The organism is Streptomyces sp. NPDC001339 (genome assembly GCF_042895955.1).
Classification (GTDB): Bacteria; Actinomycetota; Actinomycetes; order Streptomycetales; family Streptomycetaceae; genus Streptomyces.
This window is the reverse complement of the sequence record NZ_JBIAWT010000001.1, coordinates 103,165-118,776: the sequence shown is the minus strand read 5'-3', so window position 1 is coordinate 118,776 and position 15,612 is coordinate 103,165. Positions and strand designations below refer to the sequence as shown.

Genomic DNA, 15,612 nt, shown 5'->3' with positions numbered 1-15,612 from the left:
CAGCGCCGTCGGGATATGTGCGGGTGCCGATCGGGTCGACGGTGCCCGGGCGTACCACTGCTATTGCTATGGCTGTTGGCGGCCTTGCGGCTCGGCCCTACCTTTCCTTTGTTGCCGGTGATGGTCTGCGATTCCATGAACGGCTGTTCTCTGATCGGCCATGCTGCGGTTCACGATGCCGTGATCTCCTGGCCCGGCTCGGCCGCTACCCGGTCCCGGCATGCCGCGCCGTGCCCGTATCTCCTTTCTCCCCAGGTTTCTCCCCGGGGAGCTTTTCCCGGCCCCTGACGACCGTGGTCACCACCGTTTCGTGAACTCTGGCTGCCCCTCGGGTGCCGCATCTCCGTTGCCCCTGCCCGCGTCGCAGCCACCTCACCGCGGGGCCGGTACTGCTCTCCGGCCGGCCAGGTGAGAGCCGCCCGACTGCCCAGAGCGCAGCGGCTGAGAGCGCGACCGCTCCTGCGAGGGCGGCTCCCGTCGGCGCTGCCCGGGACCCCTGGGCTGCTGCTTGTGCGTGTCCGTGCCCGGGATCCGTGCGGCGTCCCGGATCTTGGCGGCCGCCCGTCGGTACGGGGATACCGAAGACCGGCAGCAGCCTTGAGTGGCCGCCCCCTCGCATGCGCTGCGGGAGCAGCGTCAGCGGATCCAGGTAGGTCCTGCCGCGGAGTAGGCCCCAGTGGAGGCACGGTGCGCGGCAGTGGAACGGGCCGCGCTGCAAGGTGGCGACCTGCTGCCCCGCCGTGACGCGTTGGCCCTTGCGGACCGTGGCATCTACGGGTTCGTACGTGGTGCGGAGGGGAGGCCGGCCCGAGCGGGACACCTCAAGGGTCAGGACCCCGCGGCCCGCGACGGTCCCGGCATAGGCCACCCGGCCGGGCGCGGCGGCCCATACCGGCGCGCCGGCGGACGAGGCCAGGTCCACTCCGCGGTGCCCGGCCGCCCACGGTGCCGGCGGCGGCTGCCAGCCCCGTAGCACCGTGGGACGTGCTCCTGCGGGCCCGGTTACCGGCCAGGCGCGGTCCTCGGGTGGTGGGTCGGTGCGTGCCGCGGTGTGTGTGCGTCCGGCCGACGCGGGCCGAGCAGCTCCCTGAACCTGATGTCCGCCTGCGGGTCGTTCGCGATCCGTCACGCCCGGGGCTCCAGGTCCCGTCATGTGATCGCCGCCAGCCGCAGGGCGCCCGCTGCCCACGAGGTACGTACCACCGCCCGCAAGATGCTCCCTGTCGCCCGTGAGGCGAGCTCTGTCACCCGCGAGGCGGCCGCTGCCGTCCCTCTCGTGAGCGCTGCCGCCTCTGGCGTGAGCCGCCGGCGGCTCTGTCCCCTGGGCTGCCGCGGCGGGGCTCATGGCCGGGCGAACGAGAGCCGTCGCCGACAAGGTGAGCAGGGCGGCCAGGGCCGGGGCCAGGAGGGGGCCCAGCGCGTCGGCCGGGAAGAAGGGGAAGAAGCAGCTCGGTCCGTAGGTGCTCGGCTCGGTACGCGGCGGTGGCGGTGGTAAGGGCGCGGGTGGCCGCCGGCGCCAGGGGCGGCGGTGGGGTCGGCGATGTTGCCCCTGGCCCTGATCCCCAGCTGCGCGCTGATCTCTGCCTGTGCCCTGATCTCTGCCTGCGCCCTGATCCTTACCTGCCGGTGGCCTGTCGTGGAGGCCGGACGCGATCGCGATCTCGTGTGGCGCTCCACGCCGTGCGTCCTGCTGCGGCCCACGTCGCGCGTCCTGCTGACGCATGCCGTGCCGCATGCCGTGCCGCAGGTCGTACCCGGTGTGCTGCCCCATGCCGTGCCGCACGTCGCGTCCCCTGCGGGGTTCCACCGCATGCCGGGTCGTGTGCCGTGCCGCATGCCGCGCCGCGGGCCGCGCCGTGTGTCCTGTGTCGTTTCGCATGGCTCGACAGTGACGGAATGCTCGGCGGCGCGGGGATCTTGGTCCGAAGCTGTGGACAAGCGGGCGGTTGTGGACAACGGCGTCACCCGGCCGGGGGCCCGGGCTCACTCTCCCGGGGCTCGAAATGGTGCGTGTCGCCCGGCGCGTCGGCAGTCCCGTACACTTCTGATGGCGATCCGGGTCACCGGGTCGACTTCGCACGCCCCGCCGTCAGTGCAGCAGTCCCGTTCGGGCAGCACGACGGCCGCGCCCCTCGGTCCTCGGACGGCTCCGCAAGGTGTCATCCCCGGCAGGCGCGTCGGGGCGTCAGGCACCGCGGCCGGCCGGCCGCAGTGGAACCGAGAACAACGAGGAGTACGGCCATGGCCGTCGTCACGATGCGGGAGCTGCTGGAGAGCGGCGTCCACTTCGGGCACCAGACCCGCCGCTGGAACCCGAAGATGAAGCGCTTCATCTTCACCGAGCGCAACGGCATCTACATCATCGACCTGCTCCAGTCGCTGTCGTACATCGACCGCGCCTACGAGTTCGTCAAGGAGACCGTCGCCCACGGCGGCTCCGTCATGTTCGTCGGCACGAAGAAGCAGGCCCAGGAGGCCATCGCCGAGCAGGCCACCCGCGTGGGCATGCCCTACGTGAACCAGCGCTGGCTCGGCGGCATGCTGACCAACTTCTCGACCGTCTACAAGCGCCTGCAGCGCCTGAAGGAGCTCGAGCAGATCGACTTCGAGGATGTGGCCGCCTCCGGCCTCACCAAGAAGGAGCTCCTGGTCCTCTCCCGCGAGAAGGCCAAGCTGGAGAAGACCCTGGGCGGTATCCGCGAGATGCAGAAGGTGCCCAGCGCCGTCTGGATCGTGGACACCAAGAAGGAGCACATTGCCGTCGGTGAGGCGCGCAAGCTCAACATCCCGGTCGTCGCGATCCTCGACACCAACTGCGACCCGGACGAGGTCGACTACAAGATCCCGGGCAACGACGACGCGATCCGCTCCGTCACCCTGCTCACCCGCGTGATCGCCGACGCCGTCGCCGAGGGCCTCATCGCCCGCTCCGGCGCCGCCACCGGCGACCAGAAGCCCGGCGACAAGGCTGCCGCCGAGCCGCTGGCCGAGTGGGAGCGCGACCTGCTCGAGGGCGAGAAGAAGGCCGACGCCGAGGCCCCCAAGGCCGAGGAGAAGCCCGCTGAGGCCGAGGCCGAGGCCGAGGCCGAGAAGCCGGCTGACGCCGAGCAGGCCTGACCTCAGGACCGGTTGACGACGGCGGGGGAGGGCGCGACGAGCGCCACCCCCGCCGTCCACCCGTAGATCTTTCGACTTCGAGAATTCGGGAAGAGAAGCACAGAACATGGCGAACTACACCGCCGCTGACGTCAAGAAGCTCCGCGAGCTCACCGGCGCCGGCATGCTGGACTGCAAGAAGGCGCTGGACGAGGCCGAGGGCAACGTCGAGAAGGCCGTCGAGCTGCTGCGCATCAAGGGCCAGAAGGGCGTCGCCAAGCGCGAGAGCCGCACCGCCGAGAACGGTGCCGTCGTCTCCGTCATCGCCGACGACAACTCCGCCGGCGTGCTCGTCGAGCTGAAGTGCGAGACGGACTTCGTCGCCAAGGGCGAGAAGTTCCAGGCCGTCGCCAACGCGCTGGCCGCGCACACCGCCGCGACCCGTCCCGCCGACCTGGAGGCGCTGCTCGCCTCCGAGATCGAGGCCGGCAAGACCGTCCAGGCGTACGTGGACGAGGCCAACGCCACCCTCGGCGAGAAGATCGTCCTGAACCGCTTCGCGCAGTTCGCCGACGGTTTCGTCGCGGCGTACATGCACCGCACCATGCCCGACCTTCCGCCGCAGGTCGGCGTCCTGGTCGAGCTGGACAAGGAGAACGCCGAGGTCGCGAAGGACATCGCGCAGCACATCGCCGCGTTCGGTCCGAAGTTCCTGTCCGAGGACGAGGTCCCGGCCGACGTCCTCGAGAACGAGCGCCGGGTCGCCGAGGCCACCGCGAAGGAGGAGGGCAAGCCCGAGGCTGCCCTTCCGAAGATCATCGAGGGCCGGGTCAAGGGCTTCCTCAAGGAGAACACGCTGCTGGCGCAGCCGTTCGCCAAGGACAACAAGAAGACCGTCCAGAAGGTTCTGGACGAAGCCGGTGTCACGCTGAAGCGCTTCTCGCGCATCCGCGTCGGCGCCTGAGCCTGCCGCGAAGGCAGCGAATGACCTACGACCCCGCTAGGGTCGTACGCAGTCGGCCGCTCAACGGCCGGCCGCAGATGTGACGAGGAGGCCATTGCCGCACAGGGATCTGGACCAGACCCACGGCAATGGCCTTCTTCGTATGTGCACGAGGAGAGCTCAATGAATCACGGTGACGACGCGCACACGGACCACGCCGGTACCGGCGGCGGTCGGCGCTTCCTGCTGAAGCTGTCGGGCGAGGCGTTCGCCGGCGGCGGCGGACTGGGCGTCGACCCCGACGTCGTGCACGCGATGGCGCGGGAGATCGCCGCCGTGGTGCGCGACGGCTACCAGATCGCCATCGTGATCGGCGGCGGCAACTTCTTCCGCGGCGCCGAGCTCCAGCAGCGCGGCATGGACCGTGCCCGGTCCGACTACATGGGCATGCTCGGTACGGTCATGAACTGTCTGGCCCTCCAGGACTTCCTGGAGAAGGAGGGCATCGACTCCCGCGTCCAGACGGCGATCACCATGGGACAGGTCGCGGAGCCGTACATTCCGCTGCGCGCGGTGCGCCACCTGGAGAAGGGCCGGGTCGTCATCTTCGGGGCCGGTATGGGCATGCCGTACTTCTCCACCGACACCACCGCCGCCCAGCGCGCCCTGGAGATCGACGCCGAGGCCATGCTGATGGGCAAGAACGGCGTGGACGGGGTCTACGACTCCGACCCCAAGAAGAACCCGGACGCGGTCAAGTTCGACGCTCTCGAATACGGCGAGGTCATCACCCGCGACCTGAAGGTCGCCGATGCCACCGCCATCACCCTGTGCCGGGACAACAAGCTCCCGATCCTCGTCTTCGAACTGCTCGCCGAGGGCAACATCGCGCGTGCGGTGAAGGGTGAGAAGATCGGCACGCTCGTCAGCGATCAGAGCACCCGGGCCTGACGGCCCCAACTGCCGTGATTCCGTACGGGCATCGGCCCGTACGGGCGGCAGCCCCGGCCGGGGGATGACCTCGGCAGGGGATGGACAACGGCCTGCCGGTCGGACACCGTGCAGGTACACGCGCGGCAGGGGCGAGGCTCTGCTTCTTACCGAAAAGACCAGGAGCAAGTGGTGATCGAAGAGATCCTCCTCGAGGCCGAGGAGAAGATGGAGAAGGCCGTCGTGGTCGCCAAGGAGGACTTCGCCGCGATTCGCACCGGACGTGCGCACCCGGCGATGTTCAACAAGATCGTGGCGGACTACTACGGCGCGATGACGCCGATCAACCAGCTGGCATCGTTCTCGGTTCCGGAACCGCGGATGGCCGTGGTGACGCCGTTCGACAAGAGCGCGCTGCGCAACATCGAGCAGGCGATCCGCGACTCCGACCTCGGCGTCAACCCGAGCAACGACGGCAGCATCATCCGCGTGAACTTCCCCGAGCTCACCGAGGAGCGCCGCCGGGAGTTCATCAAGGTGGCCAAGAACAAGGCCGAGGACTCGAAGGTCTCGATCCGCAGCATCCGCCGCAAGGCCAAGGACGCCCTCGACAAGCTCGTCAAGGACAAGGAGTCCGGCGAGGACGAGGTCCGCCGGGCCGAGAAGGAGCTCGACGACACCACCGCGAAGTACGTCGCGCAGGTCGACGAGCTGCTCAAGCACAAGGAATCCGAGCTCCTCGAGGTCTGATGAACAAGTCATCCTGGGGGGCCTCGGCCGGTGCCGGTCGATGGGGACCGCCCGACCATGGACCGGCCTCCTCGCTTCGCGGGGTGGCGCCGCCCGCCTCGGCGGGTCCCGTGCACGACTGGGGCGGTGCGGCGCAGACTCGGCCCATGCCCATCGTGCCCGAGCCAGGCGGACACCAGGACGACGACCGGGAACATCGGGACATCCGGGATGACCGGGACCGCCCGGACGACCGGGGGGCTGCTCGACGGAGCGGCCCCCTGTTCCGCGATGAAGAGCCGCAGGAGCCCATGCCCACCTCTTTCCCCGGGTCCGACCGTCCGGCGGACGCAGCGAAGCCCCAGAAGAAGAGCGCGGGCCGCAATCTGCGGGCCGCGATAGGGGTCGGTGTCGGGCTCGGCGTGGTCATCCTCGCCTCGCTCTTCGTCTACAAGCCCGTCTTCATCGGCGTGATCGCGATCGCCGTCGTCGTCGGGCTGTGGGAGCTGACCTCGCGGCTGGCGGAGCGCAAGGACATCCGGGTTCCGCTGGTGCCGCTCGCGGTCGGCGGCACCGCCATGGTGATCGCCGGATATGTACGCGGCGCCGAGGGCGCCTGGGTGGCGATGGCGCTCACCGCACTCGCCGTCCTGGTGTGGCGGATGACCGAGGCCCCGGAGAACTATCTGCGGGACGTCACCGCCGGCGTCTTCTCGGCGTTCTACGTGCCGTTCCTGGCGACCTTCGTGGCGATGATGCTGGCCGCCGACGACGGGCCGTGGCGGGTGTTCATGTTCCTGCTGCTGACGGTCGTCAGCGACACCGGCGCGTACGCGGTCGGCTGGCGGTTCGGCAAGCACAAGCTCGCGCCGCGGATCAGCCCCGGCAAGACCCGCGAGGGGCTCGTCGGCGCGGTGCTCTTCGCGATGGCCGTCGGCGCGCCGTGCATGGAGTTCCTGATCACCGATGGCGCGTGGTGGCAGGGTCTGCTGCTCGGCCTCGCGGTCGCGACCAGCGCCACCCTCGGCGATCTCGGCGAATCCATGATCAAGCGCGATCTGGGCATCAAGGACATGGGCACCCTGCTGCCCGGCCATGGCGGGATCATGGACAGGCTGGATTCCCTGCTGCCGACGGCCCCGGTGGTGTGGCTGTTGTTTGTGATCTTCGTGGGGGCGGGCTGAACGGCCCCAGGTACCCTGGAAGGGCCCGTCGCCGTCGGCAGCGGGCCCTTTTCCGGCCCCGCCACCGCGCGGACGGCCCTGACCTGCGAGATCTCCGGGTTCCGGCATCGCCCTGCCCCCGGCTCCGCGACAGCGGAGATCATCCGCCCCCGTCGCAACGAGGAGTTCCGCCCATGGCACCGCCCGAACCCGGTGTGCTGACGTTCGTCGCCCCGCGCGGCGCCAAGAAGCCCCCTCGGCACCTCGCCGACCTCAGCCCCGCCGAACGCCGCGAGGCGGTGGCCGCGATCGGCGAGAAGCCGTTCCGCGCCAAGCAGCTCTCGCAGCACTACTTCGCCCGTTACGCACACGACCCGGCGCAGTGGACCGACATCCCGGCGGCGGCGCGCGAAAAGCTGGCGAGCGAACTGCTGCCGGACCTGATGAGCGTCGTACGCCACATCTCGTGCGACGACGACACCACCCGCAAGACCCTGTGGAAGCTGCACGACGGCACGCTCGTCGAGTCGGTGCTGATGCGCTACCCGGACCGGGTCACCATGTGCATCTCCTCGCAGGCCGGCTGCGGTATGAACTGCCCGTTCTGCGCCACAGGGCAGGCGGGGCTGGACCGCAACCTGTCCACCGCGGAGATCGTCCACCAGATCGTCGACGGGATGCGAGCGCTGCGCGACGGCGAGGTGCCGGGCGGTCCGGCGCGGCTGTCCAACATCGTCTTCATGGGGATGGGCGAGCCGCTCGCCAACTACAACAGGGTCGTCGGCGCGATCCGGCGGCTCACCGACCCCGAACCGGACGGACTGGGACTGTCCCAGCGGGGCATCACGGTCTCCACGGTCGGCCTCGTCCCGGCGATGCGACGGTTCGCGGACGAGGGCTTCAAGTGCCGGCTCGCGGTCTCGCTGCACGCACCGGACGACGAACTGCGCGACACCCTCGTGCCCGTCAACACGCGCTGGAAAGTGCGCGAGGTACTGGACGCGGCCTGGGAGTACGCCGAGAAGTCCGGGCGGCGCATCTCGGTCGAGTACGCCCTGATCCGGGACATCAACGACCAGGCGTGGCGCGGTGACCTGCTGGGACGGCTGCTCAAGGGCAACCGCGTCCATGTGAACCTCATTCCGCTGAACCCCACCCCGGGGTCGAAGTGGACCGCCTCGCGCCCCGAGGACGAGCGGGCGTTCGTGCGGGCCATCGAGGCGCACGGGGTGCCGGTGACCGTCCGTGACACCCGTGGTCAGGAGATCGACGGCGCCTGCGGGCAGCTGGCCGCCTCGGAGCGCTGACCACCCGCTGGTACGGTGTGGTCGAACACACGCACATTCCGAAACGCACATTCCGACAGGGGAGCGCCACAGCGCTGAGAGTGCGGAAGCGTCGTAGAGTCGTCGTAGCCCTACGGTGCCCGCAGACCCTTGAACCTCGCCCGGGTCATTCCGGGTAGGAAGTTCGGTCGTCAACTCATGCTGTTGCGCCCTGCCCGGAGTCCCCTCCGTATCCGTACGTCCCCGGGCGTACGGATGCCGTGAGCCGCGGACACCAGGCGGGGCCGCGTCTCTTCCTGGCCAGCCAGGAGGACATCAGTGAGCACCACCAGCAGGATCACCGCGACAGCCGTCGCCGCCGCGGTCGGTATGACCGCGCTCGCCGGATGCGGCGGCACGGGCGGGGAGAGCACGAACGCCAAGACCGTCACCCTCGTCAGCCATGACTCGTTCAATGCCTCCAAGTCCGTCCTCGCCGCCTTCGAGAAGGAGAGCGGCTACAAGGTGAAGGTCCTCAAGGGCGGCGACGCCGGCAAGGCCGTCAACCAGGCGATCCTGACCAAGGGGAACCCGCAGGGCGACGTCCTCTTCGGTATCGACAACACCCTCCTCTCCCGTGGTCTGAGCGCCGGCCTGTTCACCCCCTACAAAGCCAAGGGGCTGGACGACGTCCCCGAAGCGCTGCGGCTCGACCAGGACCAGAACCGCGTCACCCCCCTCGACTACGGCGACATCTGCGTCAACTACGACCGCGAGTACTTCACCCGGCACGGCATCGCGCCGCCGAAGAGCTTCGACGATCTCCTCAAGCCGCAGTACAAGGGGCTGCTCGTCACCGAGAACGCCGCGACCTCCTCACCGGGTCTCGCCTTCCAGCTCGCCACCGTCGCCGCCTATGGCAACGACGGCTGGCCGGACTACTGGAAGAAGCTCAGGGCCAACGGCGTCGAGGTCGTCGACGGCTGGGAGCAGGCCTACAACGAGCGGTTCTCGGGCTCCGCCGCCGGCAAGGGCAAGGGCGACAAGCCCCTGGTCGTCTCCTACGCCTCCAGCCCGCCCGTCGAGGTCCTCGGCAAGAAGCCCGCACCCAAGGAGTCCCCCGTCGGCGTCGCGACCGGCACCTGCTTCCGGCAGATCGAGTTCGGCGGGCTCCTGCGGGGCGCGAAGAACGAGAAGGGCGGCAAGGCGCTGCTGGACTTCCTCCTGAGCCGGCGGTTCCAGGAGGACGTGCCGCTCCAGATGTTCGTCAACCCGGCACGCCGGGACGCCAAGGTGCCGGAGCTGTTCACCAGGTACGGCGCGACGATCGACAAGCCGATGACCCTGGCCCCCGAGACGATCACCAAGAACCGTGAACGGTGGATCAAGCAGTGGTCCTCGCTCGTACTGAAGTGACGGAAACAACGGAAGCAACGGAAGCAACGGACGTAGCCGCCCCCCGGCGCCGGGGGGCCCTGCGGACCACGGCGGTGCGGCTCGGCCTGATGGCGGTGCCGCTCGCGTTCTTCGCGCTGTTCTTCGGCTATCCGGTCGGCGCGATCGTCGGACGGGGGCTCAAGGACGGCGGGCAGTGGCAGCTCGGCCGGTTCGGGGCGGTGCTCGGCGACCCGGACATCGCGCATGTGCTGTGGTTCACCTTCTGGCAGGCCGCCGCCTCGACCGCGCTGACCCTGCTGATCGCCCTGCCCGGCGCGTATGTCTTCGCCCGCTTCGACTTCCCCGGCAAACAGCTGCTGCGGGCGGTCGTGGCGGTCCCGTTCGTGCTGCCGACCGTCGTCGTCGGTTCCGCCTTCCTGGCGCTGGCCGGGCGGGGCGGACTCCTCGACGACCTGTGGGGCGTGCGCCTGGACACCTCGGTATGGGCGATCCTGCTGGCGCACGTCTTCTTCAACTACGCGGTGGTGGTACGCACCGTCGGCGGGCTGTGGGCGCAGCTCGACCCACGGCAGGAAGAGGCCGCGCGGGTGCTGGGCGCCGGATGGTTCACGGCCTGGCGGCGGGTGACCCTGCCCGCCCTGGGACCGGCCGTCGCCGCCGCCGCCCTGATGGTCTTCCTCTTCACCTTCACCTCCTTCGGGGTGGTGCAGATCCTCGGCGGCCCCGCCTTCTCCACACTCGAGGTGGAGATCTACCGGCAGACCGCGGACTTCCTGGACCTGCCGGCCGCCGCGGTCCTCACCCTGATCCAGTTCGCGGCGGTACTGGGCGTACTGGCGCTGCACGCCTGGACCGTGCGCCGCAGGGAATCCGCGCTGCGGCTGGTCGACGCCGCACGGACCGCGCACCGGCCGCGCGGCCGCGGCCAGTGGGCGCTGCTGTGGGGGACGCTCCTGGTCATCGCCCTGCTGCTGATCGCGCCGCTGGCCGTGCTCGTGGAACGGTCGTTCGCCGGCCCGGACGGCCACAGCGCGGTCTTCTACACCTCACTCGGCTCCGCCGCGAACTCCGACAGCACCTTCGCCGTCGCCCCCCTGGACGCCGTCGGGAACTCCCTCGCCTACGGGGCGGCCGCCACCGCGATCGCGCTGGTGGTGGGCGGACTGGCCGCCGCCGCGCTGACCGTCCGCACCCGCCCGGACGGGGGAGCGGCCGGCCGGCTCGTCCGCGGCTTCGACGCCCTGCTGATGCTGCCCCTCGGCGTCTCCGCGGTCACCGTCGGCTTCGGCTTCCTGATCACCCTCGACGAGCCGCCGCTGGACCTGCGCGCCTCGTGGTGGCTGGTCCCGCTCGCCCAGGCGCTGGTGGGGGTGCCCTTCGTGGTCCGGACGATGCTGCCGGTCCTGCGGGCCGTCGACGGGCGGCTGCGCGAGGCCGCCGCCGTACTCGGCGCCTCGCCGTGGCGGGTGTGGCGCGAGGTGGATCTGCCGATCGTGCGCCGGGCCGTGCTGATCGCGGCCGGTTTCGCCTTCGCCGTCTCGCTCGGCGAGTTCGGCGCGACGGTCTTCCTCGCCCGGCCCGACCGTCCGACACTCCCCGTGGCCGTGGCACGGCTGCTCGGGCGGGCCGGCGAGCTCAACTACGGCCAGGCGATGGCCCTTTCGACCCTCTTGATGGTGGTGTGCGCCGGCGCCCTGCTGGCTCTGGAGCGCGCCCGTACTCACCACTCCGGGGAGTTCTAGATGACGGCACAGAACGGCACCACGGCACGAGACGGCACCGCCGCGCAGGCCGGCACCGCGGCACAGGCCGGCACCACGCCGCAGGACGGCACCACCGCGCGGGAGCTGCTGCGGCTGGGCGGGGTGACCGTCCGCTTCGGCACGTCCGGGCGTCCCGCGCTGGACGCGGTGGACCTGGACGTCGCCGCACAGGAGATCGTGTGCGTCCTGGGGCCGTCCGGCAGCGGCAAGTCCACCCTGCTGAGAGTGGTGGCCGGTCTCCAGCAGGCCGATGCCGGACGGGTGTTGCTGGCGGGCCGGGACCAGTCGGCGGTGCCCGCGCACCGGCGCGGCGTCGGCCTGATGTTCCAGGACCACCAGCTCTTCCCGCAGCACGACGTCGCGGGCAATGTCGCCTTCGGGCTGCGGATGCGGCGCTCCTCGCGCGCCGAACGGGCGCGTACGGTCGCCGAGCTGCTGGACCTCGTCGGGCTGCCGGGTGCCCAACGCCGCGCCGTGGCCTCCCTGTCCGGCGGCGAACAGCAGCGGGTCGCCCTGGCCCGCGCCCTCGCCCCCCGCCCCCGTCTGCTGATGCTGGACGAACCGCTCGGCCAGCTCGACCGCGGCCTGCGGGAACGGCTCGTCGTCGAACTCCGGCGGCTCTTCCGGGAGTTGGGTACGACCGTGCTCGCCGTCACCCACGACCAGGGCGAGGCCTTCGCGCTCGCCGACCGGGTCGTGGTGATGAAGGACGGCCGGATCGCCCAGACCGGCACCCCGCTGGAGGTCTGGCAACGGCCGGCCACCGAGTTCGTCGCCCGCTTCCTCGGCTTCGACAATGTCGTCGAGGCGACGGTACGGGGCGAGGCCGCCGCCACTCCCTGGGGCACGGTACCGGTCCCGGGCGGCACCCCGGACGGGTCGTGCCGCCTGCTCGTCCGGCCGGCCGGGGTGCGTCTCACGCCCCCCGCCGAGGGCCTGCCCGGTACGGTCACGGCCCGCACCTTCCGTGGCACGCACGTCACCCTGCTGCTCCAGCCGGACAGCGGGCCGCAGCTGGAAGCGGCCTGCGCTTTGCGGGACGCCCCGGAGGTGGGGGAGCGGACGGGCATCGCCTTCACCGCCGAGGACGTCGTGGTGCTGGAGGCCTAGGGCCCTAGCGTCCCGTGTGCAGGGGCTGGGCGGCCGTCGCCTGCGCCCCGCCGGACTCGGGCGCTTCGGACTCCGGCGCTTCGGGTGATGCGTCCGCCTCCGGCCCCGGCTCCGGTTCGCCGAACCAGGCGACCGCGACCGCCCCGGCCACCGCCACCACGAAGCCCAGGACCGCGACCCAGGCGAAGCCCGGCCGGGACGCGTCACCGAGCCACAGCACCCCGAGCATGCCGGGGACCACGGTCTCGCCCACCACCAGCGCCGCCGTGGCGCCGTTCACCGAACCGATCTGCAGGGCGACGGTGTGCAGGTACATGCCCCCGATGCCCGCGACCAGAATCGCGTAGAGGGCGGGATCGCGGAGCAGCGTGCCCAGGTCGAACGGGGAGATGCCGTTGAGCACCCGGACTCCGACGCCGAGCGCGCCGAAGCCCAGACCGGAGAGCAGACCGGCCAGGATCGCGGCCCGTGCCCCCATGAGGCGCACGATCAGCGTGCCGCCTCCCATGAGCACGACGGCCGCGACGAGCAGCCACCAGTGCGTTTCGATCGGGGTGTGGCCGCTGCCCTCCGGACCGGCGGCCGTGGCGAGCAGCACCAGCGCCGAGCAGACCACGGCGATGGAGCCCCACTCGGCCCGGCTGAGCCGGATCCCGAGCAGCTTGATGCTGAGGACGGCGGTGATCACGAGGTTGGCACTGATCACGGTCTGGGAAAGGAACAGCGGCAGCAGCCGGGCCGCCCACGCGCCCAGCCCGAAGCCTATGAAGTCCAGCACCGTGCCCACCATGAACTCCCAGGTCACGGCGGCTTTCGCGGTGGAGGAGAGGCTGGGGCCGCCGTGCTGGGTGACACCGGTGGTGGAAGCCTTGGCCGCCTCCCGGCGGGCGGACTTGCGCGACCCCACCGCCTGCAGGACCGAACCTGTGCCGTAGCAGGCCGAGGCCGCCACAGCTGTCAGAAGGCCGATGATCACCAAGAGCTCCGTTCGCCCGTCGCCAGCATTACCTGTTCATTACCTGGCCTGGCAGACGCTCATTTCGGGACGGGAGTTGCCTCAGACGGGCAAACAACTCGTACAGCCGTGAGCGGAGTCTCCTCCGACTGTGAGCGGAGTCTCCTCCGGCCGTGAAACGGGGGCTCCTCCGGCCGTGAACGGGGGCTCCTCGCGGCGCCGGCTCAACGCGTCAGCGGAAGCGTCGCCATCTCGGCCACGGTCCAGGTCAGAGGAGCCATCACGATCACCAGGGACAGCACCCGCAGGGCCGCGGCTCCGCGGAGCACCGAGGCGGAGGCGCCCAGGCGGCGCAGGGCGGCGGTGGTGCGGGCGCGGGCCGCGCGGGACTCGACGGCCGCGGTGAGGGCGCTGGCAGTGACACAGGCGAGGACGACCGCCGCGCCGATGACGGTGAGCGGCCCGAACGGACGGGCGGGCGAGGCGTCGTAGATCTTCGCGGCGGCGTAGCCGGCGGCGGCGACCGCGCACAGCACGCCCAGCGGACGGCCCAGGCGGTGCGACTCCTCCTGGAGGACCCGCCCGGACAGCAGGCGCAGCGCACCGGGGCGTCCGGTGCACAGGAGGCGGCCGCACAGGTGCACCAGACCGGAACCGGCCAGGACGAGGCCGAAGACGGACAGGGCCCAGCCGGCCAGCACGCCCGGGGGGCTGCCGACCAGCCGGCCCGGCAGGGGCAGCAGCCCGCCGTGGGGCGCGGTGGCCGGACCGGCGTAGGCCTCGATCGCCAGGCCTGCCGCGGCCACCGCGATGCCCCACGGCAGGCCGGAGGGCGGGGCGGTCCGGGGGAGGGGCTCGGTTTCCGGGGCGCCGGTCTCGTCGTGGGGGCGGAGGGCGACGGCGGTCGCGGCGGCGGCGGTCAGCGGGACGAGCGCGAGCAGCATCAGGGCGCCGGCGAGCGGCAGCGGATGGCCGGCGCCGAGCTGATCGGAGCCGATACCGAAGGAACCGAAGGAAGCGCCGGCGGAGCCGCCGAGGTCGCCGCGGAGGCGGAAGAAGACGACCAGGGCGAGGACGGCGCCGAAGAGGCAGGTCAGCGCGGTGGAGGCGGTGGCCAGCAGCGTGAGCCGGAGGGGGCCCAGGCCGGCGGCGGTCATTCCGCGCTGCGGCCGGGCGGCGGGGTCCGTACGGGCCGTGGACACCGCGAACTGCGCAGTGGCGGCGAGCGGGGCGGCGCACCACAGGAGGCGCACCAGCGATTCATCGGCCGCGGCCGGGTGGCCGGCGGCGTGCCCGACGGTGGACAGCAGGAGGAAGCCGGTGCCGGCCGCCGCCGCGGCGACGCAGAGCCGGCGCAGCAGGACGACGGGGTGGGAGCCGCGGGCTAGACGGAGAGCGAGCACTCTGCCCTGCTTTCCTCATCGGAGGAGCCGGCGGCGGAGGTGACGGCCGACGGACGGCCGTCGAGGAGCGCGGCGGACCGGTCCGCGAGCGCGGCGGCCTCTGGGTCGTGCGTCGCCAGGACCACGGTGATCTGGTGCGAGCGGGCCGCGGTGGTGAGCGTCCGCAGTACCTGGGTGCCGTCGGTGCGGTGCAGCGGGGCGGTCGGCTCGTCCGCGAAGAGCACCTGCGGGGTGGTGGCGAGCGCGCGGGCGATGGCGACGCGCTGGCGCTGGGACTGGTCGAGCTGCCCGGGGCGGCGGCGGGCGCAGGTGCCGACGTCGAGGCGGTCCAGCCATTCCAGGGCGGTGTGTTTCGCGGTGCGGCTGCCGGTGCCGCGCAGCAGCAGCGGGAGCGCGGCGTTCTCCCAGACGGTGAGTTCGGGCACGAGGTGGGGTTCGGTGTCGATCCAGCCGAACCGGTCGAGGCGCAGCCGTTCTCGGCTGGGGGAGGAGAGCGTGTGCACGGGCGCGCTGTTGAACCACACCTCGCCCTCGGTGGCGACGAGCTGACCGGACAGGCACTTCAGCAGCGTGGTCTTGCCGCTGCCGCGCGGGCCCGTGACGGCGAGGATCTCGCCTTCGCGGACGCCGAGGGAGACCCCCGCGAGGGCGGTGGTACCGCCATACGTGTGGTGCAGGCCGCGGGCCCAGAGGACGTCGTTGTCGGGCGGGGCCACCATCTGCGCACCTCGTGATCGTTCGCATCGATTCGTTCCCCCAGGCGGGTGAACGACCATGGACGGTATCGGTCACTAGCACGGTAATTACTGGTGACCCCCGGTATTCGCCGCTTGGCAGCACAACGGCCCAGATTCACT

At 71.3% G+C, this 15,612-nt stretch carries 13 protein-coding genes and 1 riboswitch; of the genes, 9 read left to right on the top strand and 4 right to left on the bottom strand.

Translation table 11 applies throughout. The features are described 5' to 3' along the window. Nucleotides 1–205: 205 nt before the first annotated feature. Complete coding sequence (locus ACFY12_RS00470; protein WP_390713487.1) at nt 206–1,153, bottom strand: murein hydrolase activator EnvC family protein; 948 nt, start codon at nt 1,151–1,153, stop codon at nt 206–208. A 1,088-nt stretch (nt 1,154–2,241) separates the two neighbouring features. Between ACFY12_RS00470 and rpsB the strand changes: the two genes are divergently transcribed. The 9 genes from rpsB (at nt 2,242) to ACFY12_RS00425 (ending at nt 12,397) form a co-directional block, all read left to right on the top strand. Next, the gene (gene rpsB, locus ACFY12_RS00465; RefSeq protein ID WP_390713486.1) at nt 2,242–3,117 is read left to right on the top strand and encodes a 30S ribosomal protein S2; all 876 of its coding nucleotides are present in this window, start codon (nt 2,242–2,244) and stop codon (nt 3,115–3,117) included. Between the two features lie 106 nt (nt 3,118–3,223). Beyond that, entirely contained in the window at nt 3,224–4,060 is an 837-nt protein-coding gene (tsf, locus tag ACFY12_RS00460; RefSeq protein WP_390713485.1) for a translation elongation factor Ts, read from the top strand. A 162-nt stretch (nt 4,061–4,222) separates the two neighbouring features. After that, a complete protein-coding gene (pyrH, locus tag ACFY12_RS00455; RefSeq protein ID WP_390713484.1) occupies nt 4,223–4,990 on the top strand; it encodes a UMP kinase in 768 nt (255 codons plus the stop codon). Between the two features lie 171 nt (nt 4,991–5,161). Then, complete coding sequence (gene frr / locus ACFY12_RS00450; protein WP_390713483.1) at nt 5,162–5,719, top strand: ribosome recycling factor; 558 nt, start codon at nt 5,162–5,164, stop codon at nt 5,717–5,719. Then, nucleotides 5,719–6,882: a phosphatidate cytidylyltransferase gene (locus tag ACFY12_RS00445; protein ID WP_390713482.1), complete on the top strand. Its 1,164-nt coding sequence runs from the start codon at nt 5,719–5,721 to the stop codon at nt 6,880–6,882. Before frr ends, ACFY12_RS00445 begins: the two co-directional genes overlap by 1 nt. Nucleotides 6,883–7,055: 173 nt before the next feature. Continuing rightward, nucleotides 7,056–8,168: a 23S rRNA (adenine(2503)-C(2))-methyltransferase RlmN gene (rlmN, locus tag ACFY12_RS00440; protein ID WP_390713481.1), complete on the top strand. Its 1,113-nt coding sequence runs from the start codon at nt 7,056–7,058 to the stop codon at nt 8,166–8,168. A 47-nt stretch (nt 8,169–8,215) separates the two neighbouring features. After that, nucleotides 8,216–8,347, top strand: a riboswitch (TPP riboswitch). Between the two features lie 118 nt (nt 8,348–8,465). Then, nucleotides 8,466–9,542: a thiamine ABC transporter substrate binding subunit gene (locus ACFY12_RS00435; RefSeq protein ID WP_390713480.1), complete on the top strand. Its 1,077-nt coding sequence runs from the start codon at nt 8,466–8,468 to the stop codon at nt 9,540–9,542. A gap of 74 nt (nt 9,543–9,616) precedes the next feature. Then, on the top strand, nt 9,617–11,266 hold the full coding sequence (locus ACFY12_RS00430) for an ABC transporter permease (RefSeq protein ID WP_390714322.1): 1,650 nt from the start codon (nt 9,617–9,619) through the stop codon (nt 11,264–11,266). Next, a complete protein-coding gene (locus ACFY12_RS00425; RefSeq protein WP_390713479.1) occupies nt 11,267–12,397 on the top strand; it encodes an ABC transporter ATP-binding protein in 1,131 nt (376 codons plus the stop codon). Between the two features lie 4 nt (nt 12,398–12,401). Here the strand turns inward: ACFY12_RS00425 and ACFY12_RS00420 are convergent, their stop codons facing one another. The 3 genes from ACFY12_RS00420 to ACFY12_RS00410 form a co-directional block, all read right to left on the bottom strand. Further along, nucleotides 12,402–13,373 carry a hypothetical protein gene (locus tag ACFY12_RS00420; protein ID WP_390713478.1) on the bottom strand — a complete coding sequence of 324 codons (972 nt, stop codon included), beginning with the start codon at nt 13,371–13,373 and terminating at the stop codon, nt 12,402–12,404. Nucleotides 13,374–13,576: 203 nt separating this feature from the next. Beyond that, on the bottom strand, nt 13,577–14,755 hold the full coding sequence (locus ACFY12_RS00415) for a hypothetical protein (RefSeq protein WP_390713477.1): 1,179 nt from the start codon (nt 14,753–14,755) through the stop codon (nt 13,577–13,579). Then, nucleotides 14,737–15,474: an ABC transporter ATP-binding protein gene (locus tag ACFY12_RS00410; protein ID WP_390713476.1), complete on the bottom strand. Its 738-nt coding sequence runs from the start codon at nt 15,472–15,474 to the stop codon at nt 14,737–14,739. Before ACFY12_RS00410 ends, ACFY12_RS00415 begins: the two co-directional genes overlap by 19 nt. Nucleotides 15,475–15,612 lie beyond the last annotated feature (138 nt).